This window comes from Sphaerisporangium siamense, from assembly GCF_014205275.1.
Taxonomy (GTDB): Bacteria; Actinomycetota; Actinomycetes; order Streptosporangiales; family Streptosporangiaceae; genus Sphaerisporangium; species Sphaerisporangium siamense.
This window is the reverse complement of record NZ_JACHND010000001.1, coordinates 123,029-146,595: the sequence shown is the minus strand read 5'-3', so window position 1 is coordinate 146,595 and position 23,567 is coordinate 123,029. Positions and strand designations below refer to the sequence as shown.

General features: G+C 70.2%; 11 protein-coding genes and 1 tRNA gene. 6 read left to right on the top strand and 6 right to left on the bottom strand.

Annotated features, from left to right (window positions below):
• Positions 1 to 53 precede the first annotated feature (53 nt).
• On the bottom strand, positions 54 to 1,427 hold the full coding sequence (locus BJ982_RS00625; protein WP_184875533.1) for a DUF2637 domain-containing protein: 1,374 nt from the start codon (positions 1,425 to 1,427) through the stop codon (positions 54 to 56).
• A 372-nt stretch (positions 1,428 to 1,799) separates the two neighbouring features.
• On the opposite strand from BJ982_RS00625, the gene cysS reads away from it, so the two are divergent.
• The 3 genes from cysS to BJ982_RS00610 all read left to right on the top strand — a co-directional run bounded on the left by cysS (position 1,800) and on the right by BJ982_RS00610 (position 4,351).
• Positions 1,800 to 3,194: a cysteine--tRNA ligase gene (gene cysS, locus BJ982_RS00620; protein WP_184875531.1), complete on the top strand. Its 1,395-nt coding sequence runs from the start codon at positions 1,800 to 1,802 to the stop codon at positions 3,192 to 3,194.
• Between the two features lie 21 nt (positions 3,195 to 3,215).
• Entirely contained in the window at positions 3,216 to 4,178 is a 963-nt protein-coding gene (gene rlmB, locus BJ982_RS00615) for a 23S rRNA (guanosine(2251)-2'-O)-methyltransferase RlmB (protein ID WP_184875529.1), read from the top strand.
• A 100-nt stretch (positions 4,179 to 4,278) separates the two neighbouring features.
• A tRNA-Thr gene (locus tag BJ982_RS00610) sits at positions 4,279 to 4,351 on the top strand.
• Between the two features lie 366 nt (positions 4,352 to 4,717).
• On the opposite strand, the gene BJ982_RS00605 is transcribed toward BJ982_RS00610, so the two are convergent.
• Complete coding sequence (locus BJ982_RS00605; RefSeq protein WP_311772214.1) at positions 4,718 to 6,796, bottom strand: trypsin-like peptidase domain-containing protein; 2,079 nt, start codon at positions 6,794 to 6,796, stop codon at positions 4,718 to 4,720.
• Between the two features lie 994 nt (positions 6,797 to 7,790).
• On the opposite strand from BJ982_RS00605, the gene BJ982_RS00600 reads away from it, so the two are divergent.
• The 3 genes from BJ982_RS00600 (at position 7,791) to BJ982_RS00590 (ending at position 13,389) form a co-directional block, all read left to right on the top strand.
• Complete coding sequence (locus BJ982_RS00600; protein WP_184875525.1) at positions 7,791 to 9,218, top strand: oxidoreductase; 1,428 nt, start codon at positions 7,791 to 7,793, stop codon at positions 9,216 to 9,218.
• 314 nt (positions 9,219 to 9,532) lie between these two features.
• Entirely contained in the window at positions 9,533 to 12,418 is a 2,886-nt protein-coding gene (locus BJ982_RS00595; protein ID WP_203959112.1) for a peroxidase family protein, read from the top strand.
• A gap of 206 nt (positions 12,419 to 12,624) precedes the next feature.
• Complete coding sequence (locus tag BJ982_RS00590) at positions 12,625 to 13,389, top strand: lytic polysaccharide monooxygenase (protein ID WP_184875523.1); 765 nt, start codon at positions 12,625 to 12,627, stop codon at positions 13,387 to 13,389.
• 548 nt (positions 13,390 to 13,937) lie between these two features.
• Here the strand turns inward: BJ982_RS00590 and BJ982_RS00585 are convergent.
• The 4 genes from BJ982_RS00585 to BJ982_RS00570 are packed head-to-tail and all read right to left on the bottom strand — an operon-like array spanning position 13,938 to position 23,402.
• Entirely contained in the window at positions 13,938 to 15,794 is a 1,857-nt protein-coding gene (locus tag BJ982_RS00585; RefSeq protein WP_184875521.1) for a N,N-dimethylformamidase beta subunit family domain-containing protein, read from the bottom strand.
• Positions 15,791 to 17,092, bottom strand: coding sequence for a condensation domain-containing protein (locus BJ982_RS00580; RefSeq protein ID WP_184875519.1), 1,302 nt, complete (start codon positions 17,090 to 17,092; stop codon positions 15,791 to 15,793). The genes BJ982_RS00585 and BJ982_RS00580 overlap by 4 nt, the downstream gene beginning before the upstream one ends.
• Positions 17,089 to 17,325, bottom strand: coding sequence for an acyl carrier protein (locus BJ982_RS00575; protein WP_184875517.1), 237 nt, complete (start codon positions 17,323 to 17,325; stop codon positions 17,089 to 17,091). Before BJ982_RS00575 ends, BJ982_RS00580 begins: the two co-directional genes overlap by 4 nt.
• Positions 17,322 to 23,402, bottom strand: a complete 6,081-nt coding sequence (locus tag BJ982_RS00570) for a non-ribosomal peptide synthetase (protein WP_184875515.1) — start codon at positions 23,400 to 23,402, stop codon at positions 17,322 to 17,324. The genes BJ982_RS00575 and BJ982_RS00570 overlap by 4 nt, the downstream gene beginning before the upstream one ends.
• Between the last annotated feature and the right edge of the window lie 165 nt (positions 23,403 to 23,567).

Genomic DNA, 23,567 nt, shown 5'->3' with positions numbered 1-23,567 from the left:
GGTCCTTTGTGCGGTGCCGCGCCTGCTCCTTGGGGGTTTGCGCGGTGCCGTGCCTACTCCTCGGGGGGCAGCGGCGTGCTCCGCATGCGTCCCGACGGCGGCGCCGCGGTGCCCCCCTGGGGACGGCGGCCGGCCTCGGGCGTCTCGTCCTGCGCGCCCGTACCGGGGAGGGCCTCCTCGCGGAGGTGCGGGTACGGCTGGGTGTCCTGCTCCTGCTCCTGGGCGCGCGGCTCGTCCTGAGCGGGCGCCTCGTCCCGCTCGGGCTCGCGGTCGGTGACCTGCGGGTACGGCTGCGTGTCACCCAGGTCGCGCTCGGAGGGCTTGGGAAGTGGATGAACCAGGACGTCGCCGCTCGCGGGCCGTACGAGATCGCCCCAGCGGATCGGGCGGTCAGGGGACCTCTCCGGCGGGCCGCCCGCCGCGCTCGGGCGAGGCTGCGGCACCAGCCGCTGCTCCGGCTCCGGCGGAGGAACGACATGCTCGGGACCGCCGTGCTCGGGGCCGCCGTGCTCCGGGCCGCCGTGCTCCGGACCGTCCTGTTTCGGGGCGTCCTGCTCGGGGCCGTTCTGCTCATACGGTTCGTCCCCGCCGGTCGCGCGTGGACCGGTTTCCCGTGGACCGGTTTCCGGTAGGCCGGTTTCGCGCGGCTCGTCGTGCGGGTCCTCGGCCCTGTGAATGTCGCCGGCTCCGTGATCCTCCGCGGTGTCCTCCCGCAGCGGCGGAAGCTCGTCCACGGTCGGGGTCTCGGGAGCGGCCGTCGGAGGGACGACCGGCGTGATCTCGGGCTCGTCCGGCTCGGCCGCGGTCGTCGCGGGGCCGTGATCGCGCGCGGGGTGGGCGCTCGCGGCCGATGCCGTCTCCAGCGGGGGCGCCAGTTCGGGGTCGCGTTCCTCGCCGCCGAAGGGCACGATGTCACGTTCCGCGGGTGGCGCCGCCGCCGCGTCGTAGGCGGGGAAGCGCCGGGCCGGGAGCAGGAACAGCCACAGCCCGATCACGAACATCACCCACGGCGCCACGGCGACCGGAACCGTGGCGCGCCCCGGCTCGATCACCGTGCCCGTCGCGACGACGATGTTCGCCGCGGCGGCGGCCACGATGAGCAGGGCGAGGATCGCCATGGCCTGGGCGCGGACCAGGAGCCGCGCGGGGCGCAGGAGCAGCACGCTGATCAGCGCGATGGCCAGCAGCGCGTCGAACCCGGCGGGGTAGAGGTAGGCGAAGTCGGCGCGTGCCCCGCCGGTCACGGCGAGGGAGCGGATGGGCTCGAAGGAGAGCACGCAGGCGGTGGCGGCGAGGCCGGCGACCGCGAGGGCCGCGACGGCGGTGCCCACACGGCGCAGCGCCAGCGCCGCTCCTGCCTGTTGGGCGGGTGGGATCTCGGACCGGCGGGAAGAGCGCGCCGCCGGCAGCGGGGGAGTGACGTCCATGGCGTTTCGAGCCTACAGAATCACGGCTCGCGTCACCGGGCGGCGCGGCCGCGCCACGCCAGGCGTCCGTACGAGGTCGCGCCGGTCGTGGTGGCTCGGCACGGCTCTCCGTCCGACTCCGGGGTCTGACAGGAGCCTTACCGGACCGAATCCGGCATCCGGACATGCCACAAGATTCCCGATTTTTAGTGAGATCCAGGACTTCGGCTACTGTTCCCCTACAAATCATTCCCGACAAGTGACTCTATGAGGGAGAAGGTGGACAGCCGGACCACGCATCCGGAAACCCCGGGCCGTTCACATTAGCGTTGGAGGCCAGTGAGGTACGGCAACCCGTCCTGTCAGGGCCTGTGAGGCATTAGCCTTGCCTTCGTGAGTCTGCGCCTATACGACACCGGAACCCGTGCGGTCCGCGAGTTCGTCCCCGTCCAGCCGGGCCGGGTCTCGATATACCTGTGCGGGGCGACCGTGCAGGCTCCGCCGCACATCGGGCACATCCGTTCGGGCGTCAACTTCGACGTCGTCCGCCGGTGGCTGACCCGCTCCGGCTACGAGGTGTCCTTCTGCCGCAACGTCACCGACCTCGACGACAAGATCCTCCGCGTGGCCGCCGGGGAAGGCGTGCCCTGGTACGTCGTCGCCGAGCGTAACCAGCGCGCCTTCACCTGGGCCTACGACGCCCTCGGCTGCCTCCCGCCCACCGTCGAGCCCCGGGCGATGGGCCACATCCCCGAGATGGTCGAGCTGATGCACCGGCTCATCGACAAGGGCCACGCCTACGCCGCGGGCGGCGACGTCTACTTCGACGTCATGTCCTACGCCGAGCGCTACGGCAGGCTCTCCAACCAGCGCCCCGAGAACATGCGCGCCGCCGGGGACACCGAGAACGACTGCAAGCGCGACCCCCGCGACTTCGCTCTGTGGAAGGGGGCCAAGCCCGGCGAGCCCACCTGGCCCACGCCGTGGGGCACCGGCCGTCCCGGCTGGCACATCGAGTGCTCGGCGATGGCCACCAAGTACCTCGGCGAGACCTTCGACATCCACGGCGGCGGCGTCGACCTGATCTTCCCGCACCACGAGAACGAGGTCGCCCAGTCCCAGGCGGCAGGCGACGGCTTCGCCCGCTACTGGATGCACAACGGCATGCTGAAGGTCGGCGCCGAGAAGATGAGCAAGTCGCTCGGCAATTCCCTTCTCGTCCCGGCCATGCTCACCAAGGTGCGCCCCGTCGAGCTGCGCTACTACCTCGTCGCCGCGCACTACCGCTCCTCGATCGACTACTCCGAGGAGGCCCTGGCCGAGGCCGCCGCCGGCTACCAGCGCATCGAGGGCTTCGTCACCCGCGCCGCCGAGGTCATCCACGACGTCGACGCCGCCGCGCCGCTCCCGCAGGCCTTCGCCGACGCCATGAACGACGACTTCGGCGTGCCGCAGGCCCTCGCCGTCGTCCACGAGGTCGTCCGCGAAGGCAATGTGGCCCTCGCCGCCGGCAACAAGGAACAGGTCGCCCGTCTTCTGGCCGAGACCCAGAACATGCTCGACGTCCTCGGGCTCGACCCGCGCTCGCCGCAGTGGCGGTCGTCCTCCGCGGACACCGGCCTGCGCGAGACCGTGAACGCCCTGGTCAAGGTGGCCCTGGAACAGCGCCAGGCCGCCCGCGCCCGCAAGGACTACGCCGCCGCCGACGCCATCCGCGACCAGCTCGCGGCGGCCGGCGTCGTCGTCGAGGACACCCCCCAGGGCCCGCGGTGGGAAATCGCGCACTGATCACGACGGTAGGCTGACACCATGGCAGGTGGGGGTAAAGGGTCCGGCAGGCCCGCGAAGAGGAAAGGCCCCACACGGGGCACCGGCGGCCAGGGCCGTAAGACTCTGGCAGGCAAGGGAGCGACGCCCCCGGCCAGCGAGCGGCACTGGTTCAAGGACCGGCAGCGCGCCGCCGCCGCGGCGGCGGGGGGGACCCGTCCCCAGGAACAGGCCGCACGGCCGTCCCGCGCGCGCCGCGACGACGCTCCCGAGGTCATCGGCGGGCGCAACCCCGTCGTCGAGGCCCTGCGCGCCGAGGTCCCCGCGACCGCGCTGTACGTCGCCCAGCGCATCGACCACGACGACCGCGTCCGCGAGGCCATCAAGATCGCGTCCAACCGCGGCATCGCCCTGCTGGAGGTCAGCCGCGACAAGCTCGACCGGCTCACCGACGGCACCATTCACCAGGGCCTCGGCCTCCAGCTCCCGCCCTACGACTACGCCCACCCGGCCGACCTGGTCGAGCGCGCCCAGGACGCCGCCGAGGTTCCTCTGATCATCGCCCTGGACGGTGTCACCGACCCGCGCAACCTCGGCGCCATCGCCCGCTCCGCCACCGCCTTCGGCGCCCACGGCATCCTCGTGCCCGCCCGCCGCTCGGCCGGCGTCACGGCCGGCGCCTGGAAGACCTCCGCCGGCACGCTGGCCCACATGCCCGTGGCCCGCGCCGCCAACCTCACCAGCAGCCTGCGCGAGTACCGCGAACGCGGCCTGTTCGTCATCGGCCTCGACGGCGAGGGCCGCACCGACATCGCCGACGTCGACCTCGCCACCGAGCCCCTCGTCGTGGTGATCGGCTCCGAAGGCAAGGGCCTGTCCCGCCTCGTCCGCGAGTCCTGCGACGTCGTCGCCCGCATCCCCATGCGCGCCGCCGCCGAATCCCTCAACGCCGGCGTAGCCACCGCCATAGCCCTCTACGAGATCGCCCGCCACCGCCGCCACTGACCCGCAGTCCGGCACTGGAGGGCCGCTGCCGCCCCGGCCCCCTAGAACCTCGGTGCCACCGCCCACCCCAACCCACTAAACTCAGAGAGCACACACCACCGCCGACGTAGCTCAATCGGCAGAGCAACGGTCTTGTAAACCGTAGGTCAGGGGTTCGATTCCCCTCGTCGGCTCCCCAGGCCCCTGCGCCAGCGCCAGGGGCCTTTTTCATGTGGAGCTTTCCCGAGCAGTAGATACGAGAGCCGTCCCTGAAAATGGTCCTTCGCTCGGCTCCGGGCTGTTTTCCCCAGGGGCTCCGCCCGGGGCTCCGCCCCTTCGGCCCCGAGGTGTAGGACCGCAGGGCCGGAGACGGCATTCGATCGGCAACTACTCGTTGGTCAGGTCCCTTATCCACGCCTACGACGCCCCCTACGCCCCGCCATTGCTCGTGGCGGACAGCACTGCTGTCGCGGGCCACACCGAGACGTGCTCACGTCGGATCTCCACCGAAGCCGGGGAATCGGCACGAGCCGAGTGTCGAAAGGCCGGTGCGGCGCGTCTTATGAATGAGGCGCTGTTGCTGAAGCGGTCCGCGATTTGGTGTGGCCGGTGAGCACGACACCGATCTCGCGGGCGACCTCAGGGTGAGTGAGGTACTCCTCGACGTCGTGCACCCGCCCGACGGGATTGACGACGGAGGTCTCGACCAGCTCTCCGTGCCAATCGTCACCGAGTGGGCAGCCGAGGGTGACCGGGTCGGTCGGACACCAGGCGTTGAACCAATGGGCCACCCGGTCGAGGCGTGTGGGTCCGCCGATGAGCAGGCGGTGATAGACGCTGTCCATGCCCAGCGGGCTGCCGACGGTGACGAGCGACTCGACATCCGCCTTCGGGTCGAGGCGGGTGAGCAGGTCCACCGCGACGACCGTGCCCAGGCTGTGGCTGACCAACACCATCCGACCGGTCTGTGGCATCGTCCGCAGAACGCATTCCAGGACCATCTCCCGGACATGCTGATCATCGAGGTAAGCGGCGACGTCTCCGAAGATCGCGGCAATGGCCAGCCGGTCCAGATCGGTAACGGCGGCCAACCAGCTCAGCCCTTGATGGACGGCGTCGGTCACCACTTCCTCAGGGACCGGCCGCAGGGCGGGCATGCCGGCGCGGGCCGCGGCCTCGATGATCAGCCGTTCGTACAGCATCCGCGCGGTGTCGGAGATCGGAGCGGTCGCCATGATCGGATCGGCGACGATCTCCTCCAGTGAATGCGGGACGGTACTGAACGGCTGCAGGGCCTCGGCGAGCCGGTCCCCGTAGAAGGGGAAGCAGACGTCGGCCGGATCGATGGTGGACAGCCCGGCACGGGTGAGCCCACAGTTCAGGCCGGCGGTCCAATATCGGCGCAGGCGCTCTGGGGCGCGTCCTTGCTGGTCTCGGCCGTGCAGGAAGATCAGGTGGAGGTCGCCTCCGAACGCGGTGGTGGCGGCGGTCAGGCCAGTGCGGGCCGCGACCGCCGGGGACCGCCCGGGACGAGGGGCCGTCTCGCCGACTGGGCTGTGAAGCGGGCGCGTGGCGGCTGGAGCCGGCTGCTCCTTGATGGCCGGCTGCGGGGCGACGCCGTCACAGAACCCCGACTCCGGGCCCATCTCCGCCAGGAGCCCTCTGCGGGCGTCATCGAGTGGCAGCGAGGCCAGGTGCTTGAGGATGGCGCTGATGCGGACGCCCTCATTGGAGATCCAGTCGACAGCGTCGTCACCGTCACCGGGCTGCCAGAGCCGGCCGTCTCGCCGCAGGATCCGGCCCTGGTCGTCGGTCCGCGGCACACCGCCATGGTGCAACGCCGTGACCTCCCACTGGTCGTTGTACACAGGGGAGCCGGAGCTGCCGGGCTCGGTGTCGGTCTGGTATTGAAGGAAACGATCGAGCCGGACCTCCAGGCTGTTCTCGCGGATGGAGATCTCCTTCAGCCGGCCGCTGGGGTGACCCACGATGTTGACCGGTTCGCCGAGGACCAGCTTGCCGAGCTGGACGCTGAGCCTGTTCCAGCCGAATGTCTCCCCCACCGGCCGACCGGACGCATCGGCGTTCACCAGGACCAGGGCGTAGTCGAGGTCCTGGTCAGCGACGAAGAGGGTGTCCGGGTCCAGAGTGAACCGCTTGGCCAGTTCAGGCGTGTTGTCGACGCTGACCTGGGCGTCGAACTCCACGAAGGCCTGCCGTACGGCCCCGATTCGGGGGAACACATGGTGGTTGGTCAGCAGGAGTCGCGGCGAGACCAGGAAGCCGGTGCCGATCGGTAGCTCGCGGCCGTTCTCGCTGACCGAGATCCTGCCGACGGTACGCGCCGCACGGACTCCGCGCGGAAGGAAGCTCCATGCCTGCAGGTCCTTGGCCACTCCCAGGATCCGTTCGTGCATGGAAGGCCGGTCTAGGGACGCGGCCCGCGTGGCCTCCATGACCGCCTCCACAGGCACTCCTTGCTGCTGAATGAGGCGGGCGGCGCGGGCCGCGAGCGACTCCGGTGAGTCGGGGAAGGCGTCACCCTGTTCCTGCCGGCGGTGGACTTCGTCTCGTACGGCACTGCTCCGGCGATACCGTTCGGCGGCGGCCTGGGCATGCTCTAAGCCCTTCTCCCGCACCTCATCAGGTATGTCCATGTCTATGCACTGCTCCGATCTGGATACCTGACTCCTGCGACCGACCGGTCATCCCGCTTCATTTCTCGACGGTGAGCACCCCTTCCGTGCAGGAGAGCCCCGCCAGTTCGAACGACGCACGGTCCCTTTCGGGAAATGAGATGCGCACCCGGCCACCCCTCCTGGTGCTGCCAGCGGCCCGTCACGTCCCCTGGACGGTCGACTGAGCCGGGAAGAAGCTCAACGAACGTCCCATCTCTCGCGATGCCCCTTCACTCGCCCGGCCGGCCGCCGACCATGCCGAGGGCAACGCGAATGTCGTCGAAGACCTTCGCGGTCAGCCGCTCGCTGTCGTGCCACCGTCGCTTGCCCATGAGGCCATGATGCGAGCTGCCCGGCACCCAAGGTAACCAGGAACTTCGCCCCAGAAGGTTGATCAATCGGAAAGACTCGGATGTCACATCACGCGCACGTCAAACCTCTGGCATCGAGGCCACGCCAGGCAAAAGGGCTTTGCGATCGACTGCCCGCCCATGGCGACTAATCAGTTAAGCATCTGCCTGCATGCTCTGGCCTACGTGGCTCTACATCGCCAGATCTGTGAAGGCCTGTAGGCGCCGTGGTCGCTTGTGAGTGCCGATGCTCCTGAGGTTTCTGAGGCACAATGCAACGGATGTGAGCGGCACAGGTTTTCGGGCATTGTTCGACGGGCATGTCTGCCACCATCACTACCGCTGGTTGCCACTGGCCGGCTTTTCGGACAAGCCTTCATCAATGCATGAAGTCGCCGGCACCGTAGTCCATCTCACAAGTCCGGGTGGTGGAGATCGCCGGCTTCGGGCGTTGTCGATCCGGAGTTCACCGTCCCCAGAATCACATTTTCGCAGACCGGCGGAACGTGGGTCCGGTTTCCGTTTTCTCCATGGTAAAGCTCAGCCGCACGCATTGTGACCCTGACGTTGTAGCGGCAGGGAGCTATACGGCGGAGGGAGCAAGCATGATCTTCGAACCGTTCACCATCGGTGGCGTCACCTTCAAGAATCGCGTGATCCGGTCGTCGATCGGTGGGAGGACGGCGTATTACGACGGAACGGTGAGCAACGCGTGGAAGAACTTCGAGCTGCGCTTTGCGCAGAACGGTGTGGCCGCCATCGTCTCGGCCACGCTCAACGTCAACCCCGTGCGGTGGTCACCGCTTGAGTATCCCCAGATCAGCCACGACAAGTTCATCAAACATCTGAGCGAGGCGATCCACACCATCCACGCCGAGGACTGCAAGTACGTGATCCAGATCGGCGACGGCGGCTCGCACGTCCAGACAAGCCTGTTCAGCCAACCCCAGGACGGCTACGGTCCGTCGTCGGGCTTCGACCTCCTCTTCGGTTACCGCACCCGGCGGACCGAGATGACGCTCGCCGACATCGAGCAGACGGTGCACGAATTCGGACAGGCGGCACGGCGTGCGCGTGAGGCCGGTGCCGACGGCGTCGAGATCACCGCGTCGAAAGGCTACCTGATCCATCAATTCCTGAACCCGGCCATCAACCGCCGTCAGGACCGCTATGGCGGCTCCCCCGAGAGACGCTTCCAACTCCTGCGCGAGGTCATCGGTGCGGTGCGCCTGCAAGTCGGCGACGACTTCTTGGTCGGCGTGCGCATCTCGGCTTGGGACCGCAACTACCAGCCGGTCAACATCCGGTGGCCGGTGACGAGGCCGCTGCGCGCGTTCTTCCGGGGCAACGACATCGGCACCTACCTCCGCTATGGCAGGTGGCTGCGGAACCTGGGCGTCGACTACCTTCACGTGAGCAACGGCTATGGCTTCATAAACCCGGGCGAGACCCCTGGCCGATTCCCGGTCGACGAGGTGCGGCAGTTCGCTAATTCCACCCGTCACCTGTCAGCCAAGGCGGCGGTTCGGGCGACGATTCTCAACCTGGTACCCAAGATGGTGCTCGACCGGGTCCTGGGCATTGGGTGGACGACCGGCGAAGCGGCCAATCTTCATGACGCGCGGCGGTTCCGCCAGGAGGTCGGGTTGCCGGTGATCGCCAACGGCGGGTTCCAAAGACGGTCACTGATCAAGGATGCACTCGACTCTGGTGCCTGCGACCTCATATCGATGGCACGGCCACTGCTGGCGAACCCCGACCTTGTCGAGCTGTTCCGGCAAGGCGGGGAGGCTCCCGCCCGGCCGTGCACATTCTGTAATCGTTGCGCAATCCGCACGACGCTGTTCCCGCTCGGTTGTTATGAACCCCTGCGCTTCGACTCGGACGCGGAGATGGAGGCGCAGATCTTGGACTGGTCGGCCCGGCCCGACATCACCGAGCCACTCCCGTGGGACCCGTCCGACCCGACGGTCCCCTCGCCGGTCGGCTCGGGAGACGCTCGCCGGGCGGGTCGCCTCGGCGGCGACGGGTGATCTCAGCAGGAGCCGCGGACCGCGAGTGACCACACCTGCGCCGGGCGTCCAACCGGGGTGAAATCCGGTTTTTCGCGAACAGTAGGTATTTGCACATGCAGAGCCCAAGTGCTGTCAATCGCACGTTTTGTGGCCCGCGTGCCCGGTGAGGAAGTTCGGGGAAGGTGTACCTATCAGCCGGCCGGAGACGATCGGATCCTCATTCGATGAGACCATCGGCGACGGCGGTGTACCTCGTCTGCCGACAATCGTGAAGCCATTCCCGAGTATGCCCGGACGCCTTCTCTGAGGGGCGGTGCCGGAAGGGACGCCGGATGCGTAAGGTCGAGAAACAAGAACGCCACGTCGGCATGGCGCCTGCGGCCATGTGGCATGAGCGCTATGTCGGTGGTAATCCCGAGGCGGAGCGGCAGATATTCGAGAAGCTCGCCCAGGACCTCATGCTGGTGCAGCTGAAAACAAAGAAGACCACCGGCGCCGCCGATATCGCGAGGGCTTTCCAGGCGAAGACGATCCTCGCCGTCGAGAACGCCAGGCTGACCTTCCGCGACGACCTTCCCGGCGACCTGCGAGTCGGCTTCGCTCAGCCGGGTGCCGAATACCCGGTCATCGTCCGGCTGTCCAACGCCAGCGGTGTCCGCCAGCCGGATTTCGCGCCTGATCTGCGAAGTGCGGCGCTGCGGATCCAGGCAGGGGCCGGCGAGGCTCACGACCTCCTCATGACGAATTTCCCGGTCTCCCATGCCCGGCACGCGCGGGAGCTCGTCATGTTCGCGCAGGCCATGGTCGGCGCGAACTCGCCCCCTCGCAAGGCGTTCGCGTGGTTCATCAAGCTGCCCATGGCGCTTGGCTGGTCCTCCGCCGCACGCATGCGGCGGAACCTGAAGGCGGGGACCCGGCGCGCGGTCCGGAGCCTCGCGCTCGAGAGGTTCTGGAGTCGCAGCGCGATCCTGTGGGGAGAGACGGGGCCGGTACGTTACCAGCTCCGCCCTGCCACAAACGCGCCGCCCGCTCCCTCACCGTCGCGCACCGATCCCGACTACCTGCGGCGCGAGCTGTCCAGGCGGCTGGCCACGACGGACGTCGTCTTCCAGCTGTGCGTGCAGCGTTACGTGGACTCCACGCGCACGCCCATCGAGGACGGTGCGGCCGACTGGCGGGAGGAGGACGCGCCGGTCATCCCGGTGGCCACGCTGACGATCCCTCGTCAGGACACCGACACCGCCGAGGCCCGTGCCGCCGAGCGGCGAGTCGACGAGCTTGCGTTCAATCCGTGGAACACCACTGATGAGTTCCGGCCCCTCGGCAACCTCAACCGCGCGCGTAAGGCCGCCTACGAGGCCAGCAGCGCTCATCGCCTGGGCTACCGGTTCATGACGCCGGTGCCGCGGCGCAACACCGTGCTCGGCGTCCCCGTACGAGCCGGATTCCGTTCCCTCAACCGAGTCGTACCCTGGCATCGGCTTCCCTCGCGGCTCGGCCTCCTCAACCTCGACGCCCTGCGACAGGCGCTGCGCCGAGCCAACCTCATCGACACCGAGATAGGGCAGGCTCCACCGAAGGCGCATCAGGTGCCTCCGCCCATCGATGAGCAGCTACGGATCAGACGCAGCTATGACGGCAGCCACAACGATTTGTCCGCGCCGGCCATGGGCGGCATCGGCTCCGCCTTCGGCCGCAATCTCGCATCCGTCTATCGTCCCGATCTCTTCGACACGCCCAATCCGGTCGTCGTCAGCAGTGAACTGCTCCGTCGTGACACCTTCATACCGGCACGGTCGCTGAACATCCTCGCCGCCGCGTGGATCCAGTTCCAAGTGCATGACTGGGTCGACCACAAACGCTATCCGGTCGGAACAAAGAGCGTGGAAGTGCCGCTGCCGCCGGGCATGAGATGGCGTAACACCCCCGAAGGGCCGCTGGAAGAAGTGATGCGTTTCGCCGAGAACGAGGGAATCCTCTCCGCCGGGGACACACGGCCGCCGATCCTGTTCGGCAACATGGCGTCGCACTGGTGGGACGGTTCGGAGGTTTACGGCGGAGACGAGACCGTCGCCAAGTCACTCCGCGAACCGGACGGCGCCGCGGAGTTGCGTCTAGACCGGGGCCACCTGCCGTCCGGCCCGGACGGCACCCCCATCACCGGCTTCAGGGAGAACTGGTGGCTTGGTCTCAGCATCATGCACACCCTGTTCGCCCGCGAGCACAACGCCGTGTGCCAGGCATTGCGCGGCGAGTACCCCAATATGAGCGACGACAGCCTCTATCACACCGCACGGCTTGTCATTTCCGCCCTTATCGCCAAGATCCATACGGTGGAGTGGACTCCCGCGATCCTGGCCACCGACCTGATCGACACCGCGCTGAACTCCAACTGGTACGGCCCTCCGAAGAACTGGCTCACCCAGTTGGGCCTGTGGCTGTACGACGCGCACGCCCTCACCGGCGTCCCCAAGACCCTGCCTGACCATCACAACGTGCCCTACTCCCTCACCGAGGAGTTCGTCGCCATCTATCGGATGCACCCGCTGATCCCGGACGAGTTCGAAATCGCCGACCACACCTCCGGCCGGCGGCTGGAAACCCTGTCGCTGACCGACATCCGGGGCGCCGCCACCGAGGCGATCATCCGCAGGACCGGCTTGGTCAACTCGCTCTACTCGTTCGGCATCGCTCACCCGGGGGCGATCACCCTGCACAACTTCCCGCGCGGGCTCCAGGAGTTCGAGCGGGGGGGTGAGGTGATCGACCTGTCCGTCGTCGATCTCGTACGTGACCGGCGCCGCGGCATTCCCCGCTACAACGACTTCCGCGCGGGGCTGCACAAGCCGCGCCTCCGGCGGTTCGAGGAGCTCACGTCTCGACCGGAGACGCTGGCGCGGCTCAAGGACGTCTACCGCACGGTCGATGAGATCGACACGATGGTCGGGCTCTTCGCCGAGAATCCACCCAAGGGCTTCGGCTTCAGCGACACCGCCTTCCGTCTTTTCATCCTCATGGCCAGCCGACGGCTCCAGAGCGACCGCTTTCTCACGGTCGACTTCAGACCGGAGATCTACACACCGCTGGGGATGGATTGGATCGAACGCAATGGCATGACCAGTGTCATCCTGCGCCACTGCCCCGAGCTGGCGGGTTCCCTACCAAGAACGGCCAGCGCGTTCGCGCCGTGGCGCGCGACTCTCTGCCCGCAGCCCTGACAGGCAGCGCTCCGGCGGCCGACGAGGGTTGAGCACATGGCAAGCTCTTGCTCACCCGGAGGTGCCGCCGGGGAACTCTGCGGTATCGCCGCTACGACGTGCGGTTTTGTCGCCGAGCGTGGTGGCGACGCGCTGACTGTGGCCTTCACTGTTAGGAAAGTTTCTTTTATATTAGGCATATCACCCCCCAGTGAAAGAAGCACGACATGCGAAGAGCGGTCACGTTGCTGTCCTCGGCGGCCATCGCCGCGGCCAGCGTGGTGTTCGTGGCGACGCCGGCCTCCGCGCACGGCTACATCGTCTCGCCCCCCAGCCGGCAGGCGAACTGCGCCCAGGGCAAGGTCTCCAACTGCGGTCAGATCATCTGGGAGCCGGCCAGCGTCGAGGGTCCGAAGGGCCTGAAGAACTGCAGCGGCGGCGACGGGCGCTGGGCGCCCCTGGACGACGACAGCAAGGCGTGGCCGGTGGCCAAGGTCTCCGACACCGTCAACTTCAAGTGGACGATCGAGGCCCGGCACGCCACCAGCACCTGGGAGTACTACGTCGGCGGCACCCGGATCGCCGTCTTCGACGACAAGGGCAGGCAGCCCGGTTCGACCGTCTCGCACACGGTGAGCCTGGGCGGCAGGACCGGCCGTATCAAGCTGCTGGCGATCTGGAACATCGCCGACACGGCGATGGCGTTCTACAACTGCGTCGACCTGCAGGTCGGCTCCGGCGGTCCCGACCCGACCCCCACCCCCACGCCGACCATCACGCCGACCGTGACCCCCACGCCCACCCCCACCCGGACCCCGACCCCGACCCCGACCCCGACGGTCGTCCCCAACGGTCCGTGGACGGCGGGCACCGCCTACACCGTGGGCTCGCAGGCCACCTACAACGGCGTCACCTACCGGTGCCTGCAGCCGCACACCGCCCTGCCCGGCTGGGAGCCGCCGAACGTCCCGGCGCTCTGGGCCCGCGTCTGATCCACTACCGTTCGACCAGCGCGGAGACATCGGGAGACGTGAGGAGATGACCTTCTTCGGCTTGTGAACCGCCGGTCAGGGGTTCGATTCCCCTCGCCTGCTCCCAAGGCCCCTGCGCGACCCGCCAGGGGCCTTCTCCGTGCGAACCTGTCCAGGAGGCAGGCCTACGAGCGCGGGTTCGATTACCCTCGTTCGGCTTCCGGGCCCCTGCGCCATCCGCCAGGGGCCTTCGGAAGTACTTGGCTAAGGAGTAGTTGCCGGTCGTATGCCTTCTCCGGCCCTGCGGTGCTTTACCTCGGGGTCGAAGGGGCGGGCCCCTGGGAAAAGCTGTCCGGAGCGGAGCGGAGGGCCGTTTTCAGGGACGAACCCCGTTGTCCTGTGGGACAGGTTCGCATGGCTCGTGACGCTGACACAGATTCATACGGCGGCCTGGTCTCACGCACGCCCTGAACCCCGCCCGCTCGGCGGTGGCCGGGTAGGGACGGTGGTGGCAGCGTAAGGAGCGGGGGCCGGTCCATTGGGGGAGGAGCAGGGTCGCGCCGCGCCTGTCAGGCGTGGCGCCAGCGGAGGGGGATGTCGTGGCCGGCGGTGATGATGAGGCCGGCGTGGGCGGTGAAGGTGCTGCCCGGGACCGCTTCCGCCAGGCTCTCCCATTTGGGGTCGGGGCTTTCGGGTTCCGGCTCTTCGAGCGCGGGCGGGGGGAGCCGGGTCAGTAGGCGATTCTCGGAGTTCAGGGCGAAGAGTCTGCCGTTCATCCCGCCGAGGGAGACGGCGTCTGCCGAGGAGCCGGCGGGTTTCCAGCCACCGCTGCCGAAGGGCTGGCGCCACAGCTCGCCGGAGGATGTGGCCACCCAGAACGTGCAGTCGGCGATGGCCAGGCCGATCGCGGACTCGGGGGCGGTGCCGACCTCGCGCCATCCCTGCTCGCCGTGGTGCAGGAGCCGGCCGTCATGCGTGACGCCGTACAGGCCGGAGGCGAGGCCGCCCGCGGCCTCGCGGGGGACGGCCAGGCCGCGTACGCCTTCGGCGGGGCCGACGGGCCGCCAGGGCATGTTCTGGCCGCACAGCTCCCGGGCCAGCAGCGTGTCGTCCGCGCTCACCGCGTACAGCGTCCGGCCGAGTACCGCGAGCGCCCGGAGGTCGGCGGGCGGGCCGATCACGTCCCAGCGCCTGGCGCCGTCGGGGGCCGACAGCCGGTCGATCACGTTGCGGGTGATCTGGTCGACGACGGGATCTCGCAGGCCGTTGCCCCAGTTCACGGTGGCCGCGGTGAAGACGGTCCCGAGGCCGCTGGTGAACACGCCCATGGTGGCCATGCCGCCCTGGCCGTACTCGCCCCAGTGTCGCAGGTCCGCGGTGGCGAGGACGACGAACGACGACGGGGTGCCGTCTCTGCCGGTCGCCCGGGGGATTCCGCCGATCTCCTCGAACTCGGCGGCGTCGGTCTCGTAGCCCAGGCAACCCTGGCCGAACTTGTCGCCGTCGGTCAGCCCCGTCCCCTCGAACACCCAGTGCCCCGCGAACCGCGTCGTGTACGACTCCTCCAGCATGCGGGGCATGTGCTGCCCCCAGGCTCCGGCGCCCGCGCGGAAGCTCACCCCCGTCAGCGTGTTCTCCGGGCGGTTCACCGGCGCGGCCGACCACTCGACGGTCGTCTGGCGGGGGTCGGCGGCGGCCATGGGATCGGACAGCGCGTCGCGGTGGCAGACCATGGTGCGGCCGCCGTCTTCCAGCCTGATCTGCCACCAGCACGTGTTGCCGGAGAAGAACGCGACGTTGCCGCCCCGCCGTACGAACTCCTCGACGCTGTCGCGCATCCCCAGCGACCAGTACTCGTCATGCCCGTTGACGATCAGCAGCCGGTGCGGGGACAGCAGGCCGAGACCGTCGTGCAGATCGAGGTTGGAGCAGTACGCGACGTCGTGGCCGCCGCGGCGCAGCCAGCGCATCAGCCCTTCCTCCCAGCGTTCGGGTGAAGGTCCGCTGCCGGGCCGGTCGAAGGTCACCCGCGTGGCCCGCGTGGGCGACTCGGTCCAGTAGAGGCCCTGCCCCGGTTCCCCCGCCCTGTTGTACGCCTGCCAGGTGGTGAAGGGGACGCTCAGCAGCATGGGCGAGCTGGGCACGGCCTGCCGTACCACGAAGTAGACCTCGTTGTCCGGGCATGGCACGCTCCCGGGCAGTCCGAACGGCCACGGCTCCTCGGCTCCGAAGCGCGCCCGATAGAGCGAGCTGCGCCAGCCGGCGGGAATGTCCAGCTCCCACCGCGGCGCGTCGGCGGATCCCTCGAACACCACCCGGTCGTCGATCGCGTCGGTCACCACCACGGGCGCCGGGCGGTCGAGGACGAAGCCGAGCGAGGCCCCCTGAACGCAGGATGTGGAGGTGGCGTAGGCGCGAACGGTCATGGGACGGCCGCCTCGACGAGAAGACTTTCCAGTTCCAGCAGACAGCGCTCCATGGCGGGCCGGGACAGATATCGGGTGTCGGCGGTGAGCGAGACGCCCTCCGTGGTGAGGTGGACGCAGAACCGGCAGTTCAGCTTGTCCTGGCTCATCGGCCAGGTCACGGACGTCCGCGCCAGCGCCGCCGTGATCTCGGCCGGATCGCACCGGGCGGGTCCCTGGTCGGCGAAGCGCATGTCGTTGAAGCAGCAGTACGGCTGGATCGGCTCTCCGCGTTCGGCGCCCACCGACGCGGTGACCCGGTCCCGGTCGGCAGGGTCGTGGTAGGCGCTGCGGTAGGCGCGCAGCGCGGCCGGCCTGGCGGCCCGCAGCAGGTCGGCGAAGGACGTCCCTTGGCGGTCGAGCGTGAACAGCCCCTCCTGCGACATCGTGGCGACGATGTCCGTCGTGTCCCGCCGGAACCTGTTGGCCGAGATCGGCAACACCGCGCACGTGTCGTGACCGGTGAACCGGCCGACCAGTTCGGCCGTGGCCGTCAGCAGCACGGTCGAGGTCGAGACGTGGTGTGCGGCGGCGACCGAGCGGACGGCGAGGTCCAGGGCCGGGGAGCTCAGCAGCGCCCGCCACACGGGCGGTTCGGCCGGAGAGCCACTCGGCACGGAGAACATCGTCGGCGGGATCCGCCGGAATTCGCGTTCCCAGTGCGCCGCCGCCGTCTCCGCCGCCCGCCGCCCCTCCGGACCGGCCTGCCAGCGCGCGAGATCGAGCGGCTGGGAGGCGCCGGGCCGCCGGATGTCACCCCTGAGCAGGAGCAGCCGCAGGTCGCGCAGCGCGACGTCCGCGCCGAAACCGTCGGCGGCCAGATGGCAGAAGACCAGCACCACATGGGAGACCCGATCGCCGTCGAGGACCAGCGCCACCCGCACGGGCCATTCGCCGGCGTAGTCGAACGGCCGCGCCTCCAGTTCGCCCATCACCCGCTCGGGGTCCTCGGTGGTGACGATGACCGGCAGCCGCCCCTTCTCCGCCAGCCGCTGGTACGGCTCGGCCTGCCCGTACGGCTCGGCCAGCCTGGTGCGGAACGCGCCGTGCCGCGCCACCAGGGCGGCCAGCGCCGTGCACACCTCGGCGACGGTGCGGGAACCCGGCACCTTCAGCACCTGGCCGAAGTTGAAGTAATGATCGTCGGGGGCCGTCCGCACGATCGCCTCCCAGATGGCCCGCTGGCCCCAGGTGAGCGGCGCGGTGCCGGAGCCGGGACCGGCGAACTCGACGTGCGGCATCCGGTCGGTGGCGTTCATCGGGACGCCAGGTGCCCGGCCAGCCGGTCGAGGTCGTCCAGCAGGCTCATGCCGTCCTCGCTGAGATCGAACTCCACGCCGAACTCCGTCTCGATCGCGTCGATCAGCCGCAGCGTCATGATCGACGTGACGCCCAGGGCCGTCAGCGGCACGTTCGCGGCCAGCACCTCGTCCGCGGTGACGGCGCCGTCGGACGACTCCGCGACGAGCTCCGCTAACCTCTGCTTGATCATCTCAGCTCCTTGGCGAGGCGTTCCGCCTCCTCGTCCGACATCTGGTCGAGCTCGGCGATCAGAAGTTCCTCGACCGCCCGTGCCAGCCCACCGACCGTGGGATGGGTGAACAGCGTGCGGATCGGCAGCTCCAGGCCGGTCGCGTCGCGCAGCCGGGCGACGATCCGTACGGCGAGCAGCGAGTGGCCGCCGAGCGAGAAGAAGTCGTCGTGGACCCCGGCCTTCTCGACGCCGAGTATCTCGCCGAAGACCTCGGCCACCAGTTCCTCGGCGTCGGTGCCGGGTGCGACGTACTCCTCCCGGTGCGCCTGCGGGGTGGGCAGCGCGGCCCGGTCGATCTTCCCGCTCCGCGTCAGCGGCAGCCGGTCGAGCCGTGCCCAGGCGGTCGGCACCATGTACGGCGGAAGCGCGGCGCCGGCGAACTCCGCCAGCTCGGTGAAGTCGGCGGATCCGGTGACGTAGCCGGCCAGCGTGTCGCCGATCGCGACGACCGCCGCCTCGCCCACCTCGGGATGGGCCAGTAGGCGCGCCTCGATCTCGCCCGGTTCGATGCGGAACCCGCGTACCTTCACCTGCGCGTCGAGGCGGCCCAGGAACTCCAGCTGCCCGTCGGGCCGCCACCGCGCCCGATCACCGGTCCGGTAGACGCGCTCGCCGCAGGAATCGACGAACCGTTCGGCGGTGAGCTCGGTACGGCCGAGGTAGCCGCGGGCCACACCGGCCCCGCCGACGCACAGCTCTCCGGCGGCGCCGCGGGGGGCGAGCCGCCCGGCCGCGTCCAGAATGTGTACGCGCGTGCCTCCGATGGGCCTGCCGATCGGCGGACGCCCGGGGGAGCCGTCCAGCTCGGCGATCGTGGCGATGATCGTCGCCTCTGTCGGGCCGTAGGTGTTGACCAGCCGGACCCGGTCGCCGAACCGCGCGCGCCAGCGGCGCACCGCGGCCTCGTGCACCTGTTCCCCGCCCAGGATGACCAGCCGCAGCTCGGGCGGCCAGGCGATCGAATCGATCTGGTCGACCAGGTGGTGCCAGTAGGCGGTCGGCAGATCCAGAACGGTGACGCCGTCGAGGTGGTCGGTGAGCGTCACCGCGCCGTCCGGCAGGAGCGCCAGGCGGGCGCCGGCGGCCAGCGTCGGATAGATCTCCTCGGCGTGCGTGTCGAAGCCGAGGGAGGCGAACTGCACGACCAGGTCCCCCGGCCCCAGGCCGTACTCGCGGACCATCCAGGCGACCCTGGCCGCGAGGTTGCGATGCTCCACGACGACGCCCTTCGGCGTCCCGGTCGAGCCGGACGTGTAGATGACGTACGCCGCGGCGTCGCCCGTGACCGGCACGGGCTCGGGCGCGCTCCCGGAGACGGCCTGCGACGTGTACGCCACCGGGACGCCCGGCGGCAGCTCGCCGGCCAGGTCGCCGGAGGTCAGGACGAGCGCGGCGGCGCTGTCGCCGAGCATGAACGCCAGCCGCTCGCCCGGAAGTCCGGGGTCGAGCGGCAGGTAGGCCGCCCCGGTGCGCCAGACCGCGAGCAGCGCGGCGATGGAGTCCGGCGTCCTGCCGAGGCGGACGCCCACGACGTCACCGGGGCCGGCGCCGCGTGTCTGGAGCAGCGCGGCCAGCTCGCCGGCGCGCGCGTCCAGCTCGCCGTAGGTCAGGTCGTCCACCGCGCAGGAGTCGCGGCCCGCGCGTACGGCCAAGGCCACCAGCTCGGGGACGTACGGCTCGGCCGCGACGTCGGGCCCGCGGCCGAGCTCCAGCAGACGGGCTTCGTCCGCCGCGGTGGTCAACCGCGGGGGAGCGGCGAAGTCCTGCCGCAGCACCCCTTCCAGCCGGGCCGCCATCGCCTCGATGGTGCCGTGGTCGAACAGCGCGGCGTCGTAGGAGAGGACGACGAGCAACTCGCGCTCGTCCTGCCACGCCTCCAGCATCAGGTCGAACTTGACCTGCGCGAAGCCGTGCGCGAACGGCTCGGCCACCAGCCCGGAGAAGGCGGCCGGGGTGGTGCCGGTGTCCTGGTTGTGCAGGATCGCCATCGTCTCGAAGGCGGGGACACGCAGTCGTTCGAACGGGATGCCCTGGTGCTCGAACGCCGACAGGACCGCGTCGCGGGTCCGCTCCAGCGACTCTCCGAGACTCGGCCGGTCGGTCGCGGCGGGACCCGTGGCGGACGGGTCGGCGCGGATCAGCAGGACGTCGGCCAGGTAGCCGACCGTCTTCTCGGCCTCGACCCAGTCCCTGCCGGAGGCGACGGTGGCGATCGTGATGTCGCTCTGCCCGCTTTGGGCGGCGAGGACCGCCTGATAGGCCGTCAGCAACGTCATGAACAGCGTCGCGCCGCGTTCCCTGCCCTGCGCGGCCAGCCGCGCCACGTCCTCGGCGGGAAGCCGGAACGTGTGGAAGCCGCCCTTTCTTGCGGGAGGCGAGGTGTGCGGCCGGTCGGTCGGCAGGTCGAGCCGGGGCGCGCCGGCCAGCCGCTCGCCCCAGTAGGCGACGAGTTCGTCCTGGTTCCGCGCGCGCTGCCATCGGGCGATGTCGCCGAACTGCAGCGGCACGGGGTCGAGCCGTTCGCCGGAGTAGAGCCGGCCCAGTTCGTCCAGCATGACGTTCAGCGACCAGCCGTCGCCCGCGATGTGGTGGAGGACCACGCACAGGACGTGGTCGTCGGGGGAGAGCCGGATCAGCGTCACGCGCAGCGGCGGCCGGGAGGCCAGGTCGAACGGCGCGTTCGTGCGCTTGGCGACCAGCGCCTCGGCGTGCGCGACGTCGGCGGCCTGGAGCGCCTCGACGGGCACGGGCCCCGGCGGCTCGACCACCGCGACCGGGGCGCCGTCGGCCTCAGGGAACCTCGTGCGCAGGCTCTCGTGCCTGGCGACCAGCGCGGCCACGGCTCGTTCCAGGGCCTCCGCGTCCAGCGGGCCGCGCAACCGCCGGACGAGCCACATGTTGTACGACGCGTCGTCGGGGTCGAGCCGGTGCAGGAACCAGAGCCGTTCCTGGCCGGGCGAGAGCGGCGCGGGCTCTCCGGCCGGGCGGGGGCGCGGACCGCCGCCGTCCCCCGCGGCGGCTCGGTCTCCCGTGCCGCCCGCCGCGGCGGTCTGGTCGAGCAGCTCGGCCAGCGCCGCGACGGTCGAGCGGGTGAACAGCTCACGCACCGGGATCCGTACCGGCAACCGGGCGGTGACCATGGTGGCCAGCAGCGAATGACCGCCGAGCGCGAAGAAGTCGTCGTCCGCCCGGACGTCCGCCGCGCCGAGCACCTCGGCGAACACGCCGGCCACCAGCCGCTCGGCGTCGGTGCGCGGCGGGACGCCCGCGGACCTGGCGACCTGAGGATGCGGCAGCGCCTTCCTGTCGACCTTGCCGTTCGGGGTGAGCGGCAGCGCGTCGAGCGCCACGACGGTCGCGGGGACCATGTAGCCGGGCAGCTGCCCGGCGACGTGCCGCCGGAGGTCGAGGGCGTCCGAGCCGTCGGGAACGTCGAGGATGCCGGGGACGTCGGGGACGACGAAGGCCACGAGCAGGTCGTCGCGTACGGCGACCACGGCCTGGCGGACGGCCGGGTGCGCTTCGAGGACGGCCTCGATCTCGCCGAGCTCGATCCGGTGCCCGCGCAACTTGACCTGGTTGTCCGTGCGGCCGATGAACTCCAGCGTGCCGTCCGCCGACCATCTGACGACGTCGCCGGTGCGGTAGACCCGCTCGCCGCCGTGCCGGACGAACCGCTCCGCCGTGAGATCGGGACGGCCGAGGTAGCCGTCCGCGACGCCGGCGCCGCCGATCAGCAGCTCGCCGGGCACGCCGATCGGCACCGTGGCGCCGTCCGCGTCGACCACGTGGACGGTGGTGTTCACGATCGGGCTGCCGATGCTCACCCGCTCGGGCCGCTCGGGCACCTCCCAGGCGGTCGACCAGATCGTGGTCTCGGTCGGGCCGTACATGTTGACGAGCCTGCGTACCCGCGCCCGCAGCTCGGCGGCGAGCGCGAGCGGGAGCGGCTCGCCGCCGGCGAGGGCGACGACCGGCGGCAGGTCGCCGGCGAGCAGCACCCGCCAGCCTGACGGGGTGGCCTGGACGTGGGTCACGCCCGTGCCGGCGATCAGCCGGGCGAGGGCCGCGCCGTCGCGCGCCGTCTCCGCGCCGGCGACGACCACCCGGCCGCCGGTGACCAGCGGCAGGTAGAGCTCCAGCGCGGAGATGTCGAACGACAGCGAGGTGAGCGCGAGCCAGACGTCCGACGGCTGCGAGCCGACGAGGACGCGCATGGCGAGCAGGAAGTTGGTGAGCGCGCGGTGCGGCACCACCACCCCCTTCGGCCGTCCCGTGGAGCCGGAGGTGTAGAGCACGTAGGCGGTGTCGTCGGGGGAGGGGCCCCCGACCGGCGCCACGCCGGTCGGGAGCTCGCCGGAGAGGAGGTCGTCGAGGTCGGCGTCGGTGACGATGAGGGCCGCGCCCGAGTGCTCGATCATGTACTCGACCCGGGCCTCCGGGTAGTCGGGGTCCACCGGCAGGTAGGCGGCACCCGACATCGCGACGCCGAGCAGCGCGACGATCATCGCCGGGCCGCGCGACATGCGCACCGCGACCACGGAACCGGGCCCGGCGCCCTGGTCGCGCAGCCGAGCCGCCAGCCCTCCCGCCCGTACGGCCAGCTCGCGGTAGGTCAGCTCCCGGCGGATCCCGGGTGTGTCCTCGGAGACCACCGCGACCGCGCCGGGCGCGGCGGCCACCTGGTCGAGCACCAGGTCGACCAGGGTGAGCGGAGGCAGCTCTGCCGCGGTGTCGTTCCACGCGGCGAGCCTGGCCCGCTCTCGCCCGGTGAGCAGGTCGAGCCGTCCCACGGGCAGCGAGGGGTCCGCGACGGCCGAGGCGAGGAGCACGAGGTAGCGCTCTGTCAGCAGCTCGGCCGTCTCGTGGTCGAAGAGCTCCTCGCTGTAGATGGCGACGCCGAGCACGCCGCCGTCGTCCTCCGCGTACAGGTCGAGCGACAGGTCGACCCTGGCGGGGTGCCAGCCGAGGGGGAACGGCCCGGCGTCCAGGCCCGGCACCGGATCGGCCACGTCGCCGTGGGTGTGCAGCGCGAACATGGTCTGGAACAGCGGTGTCCTGCTCGGGTCGCGTTCCACGCCGAGCACGCCGATCAGCCGCTCGAACGACACGTCCCGATGGGTGAGCGCGTCCAGGACGGCCCGGCGGGTGCGGCGGAGCAGTTCGGCGAAGGTCGGCGAACCGGACAGGTCGCAGCGGAGCACCATGGTCGTCGACAGATAGCCGATCATCTGCTCCAGCTCGGTGCTGTCGCGGCCGGCCGAGGGGGTTCCCACGCAGAAGTCCGCCTGCCCGCTGTGCCGGGAGAGCAGCGCCTGGTAGGCCGCGAGCAGCACCATGTACGGCGTGCAGCGCGCCTGCCGGGCCGACTCCGCCACCTTGGCGGCCAGCTCGGGCGGGATACGGAAACGCACCTCCCCGCCCTCCGTGCCCCGCCTGGCCGGACGCACCCGGTCGGCGGGCAGCTCCAGGACGGGTGCCCCGGCCAGCCGCGACACCCACCAGTCCAGGTCCGCGGAGTCGTCGCGGGCGAGCACGTGGTCGCCGTACTGCGGCGGGAGCCTCTCGGGCAGCGCCCGGCCCGCGTAGTGGTCGGCCACCTCGGTCCTGAGCACGTTGAGCGACCAGCCGTCGCCGTTGATGTGGTGCAGCACGACGCACAGCACGTGGTCGGCCGGACCGAGGCGGACCAGCGTGACCCGGAACGGCGGCCGCTCGGCGAGGTCGAACGCGGTGTTGGTGCGGGCGCGGACGATCCTCCTGGCCTCGTCTTCCGATCCCGCCGCGACCTGCTCGATCGTCACCGGGGCCGGAGGGTCCACGACCGCCGCCGGCCGTCCGTCGACCTGGACGAAGCGGGTGCGCAGCGCGCCGTGCCGGGCCGTGACGGCGCTGAAGGCGGCTTCGAGGGCCGGGATGTCGAGTTCCCCGCGCAGCCGGTACGCGTAGACGGTGTTGTAGGAGGGATCGTCGGGATCGAGCTGGTTCAAAAACCAGAGTCGTTCCTGGCCACGGGACAGCGGACCTGTCTTCACGTGCCTTCCCCCGGAAGGTGTGGTTTTGGAAAGATTATTAACTGTTTTCGGGTTGGCCGCAGTGTTCCATGGATCTTCGGCCACTCGCAAGGCTTCGCCGGAGGCGGCGCCGCACGCGTCGGGGCGCACAGGGTTGCCGCCCTCGGCGGGCTCGTGCCAAACTGA

What these genes read in the sequence shown, in the direction of transcription:
- BJ982_RS00575 (WP_184875517.1), bottom strand. Translation starts at nt 17,325, where the DNA reads ATGATCAAGCAGAGGTTAGCGGAGCTCGTCGCGGAGTCGTCCGACGGC.
- BJ982_RS00625 (WP_184875533.1), bottom strand. Translation starts at nt 1,427, where the DNA reads ATGGACGTCACTCCCCCGCTGCCGGCGGCGCGCTCTTCCCGCCGGTCC.
- rlmB (WP_184875529.1), top strand. Translation starts at nt 3,216, where the DNA reads ATGGCAGGTGGGGGTAAAGGGTCCGGCAGGCCCGCGAAGAGGAAAGGC.
- BJ982_RS00585 (WP_184875521.1), bottom strand. Translation starts at nt 15,794, where the DNA reads ATGACCGTTCGCGCCTACGCCACCTCCACATCCTGCGTTCAGGGGGCC.
- BJ982_RS00580 (WP_184875519.1), bottom strand. Translation starts at nt 17,092, where the DNA reads ATGAACGCCACCGACCGGATGCCGCACGTCGAGTTCGCCGGTCCCGGC.
- BJ982_RS00590 (WP_184875523.1), top strand. Translation starts at nt 12,625, where the DNA reads ATGCGAAGAGCGGTCACGTTGCTGTCCTCGGCGGCCATCGCCGCGGCC.
- BJ982_RS00600 (WP_184875525.1), top strand. Translation starts at nt 7,791, where the DNA reads ATGATCTTCGAACCGTTCACCATCGGTGGCGTCACCTTCAAGAATCGC.
- BJ982_RS00595 (WP_203959112.1), top strand. Translation starts at nt 9,533, where the DNA reads ATGCGTAAGGTCGAGAAACAAGAACGCCACGTCGGCATGGCGCCTGCG.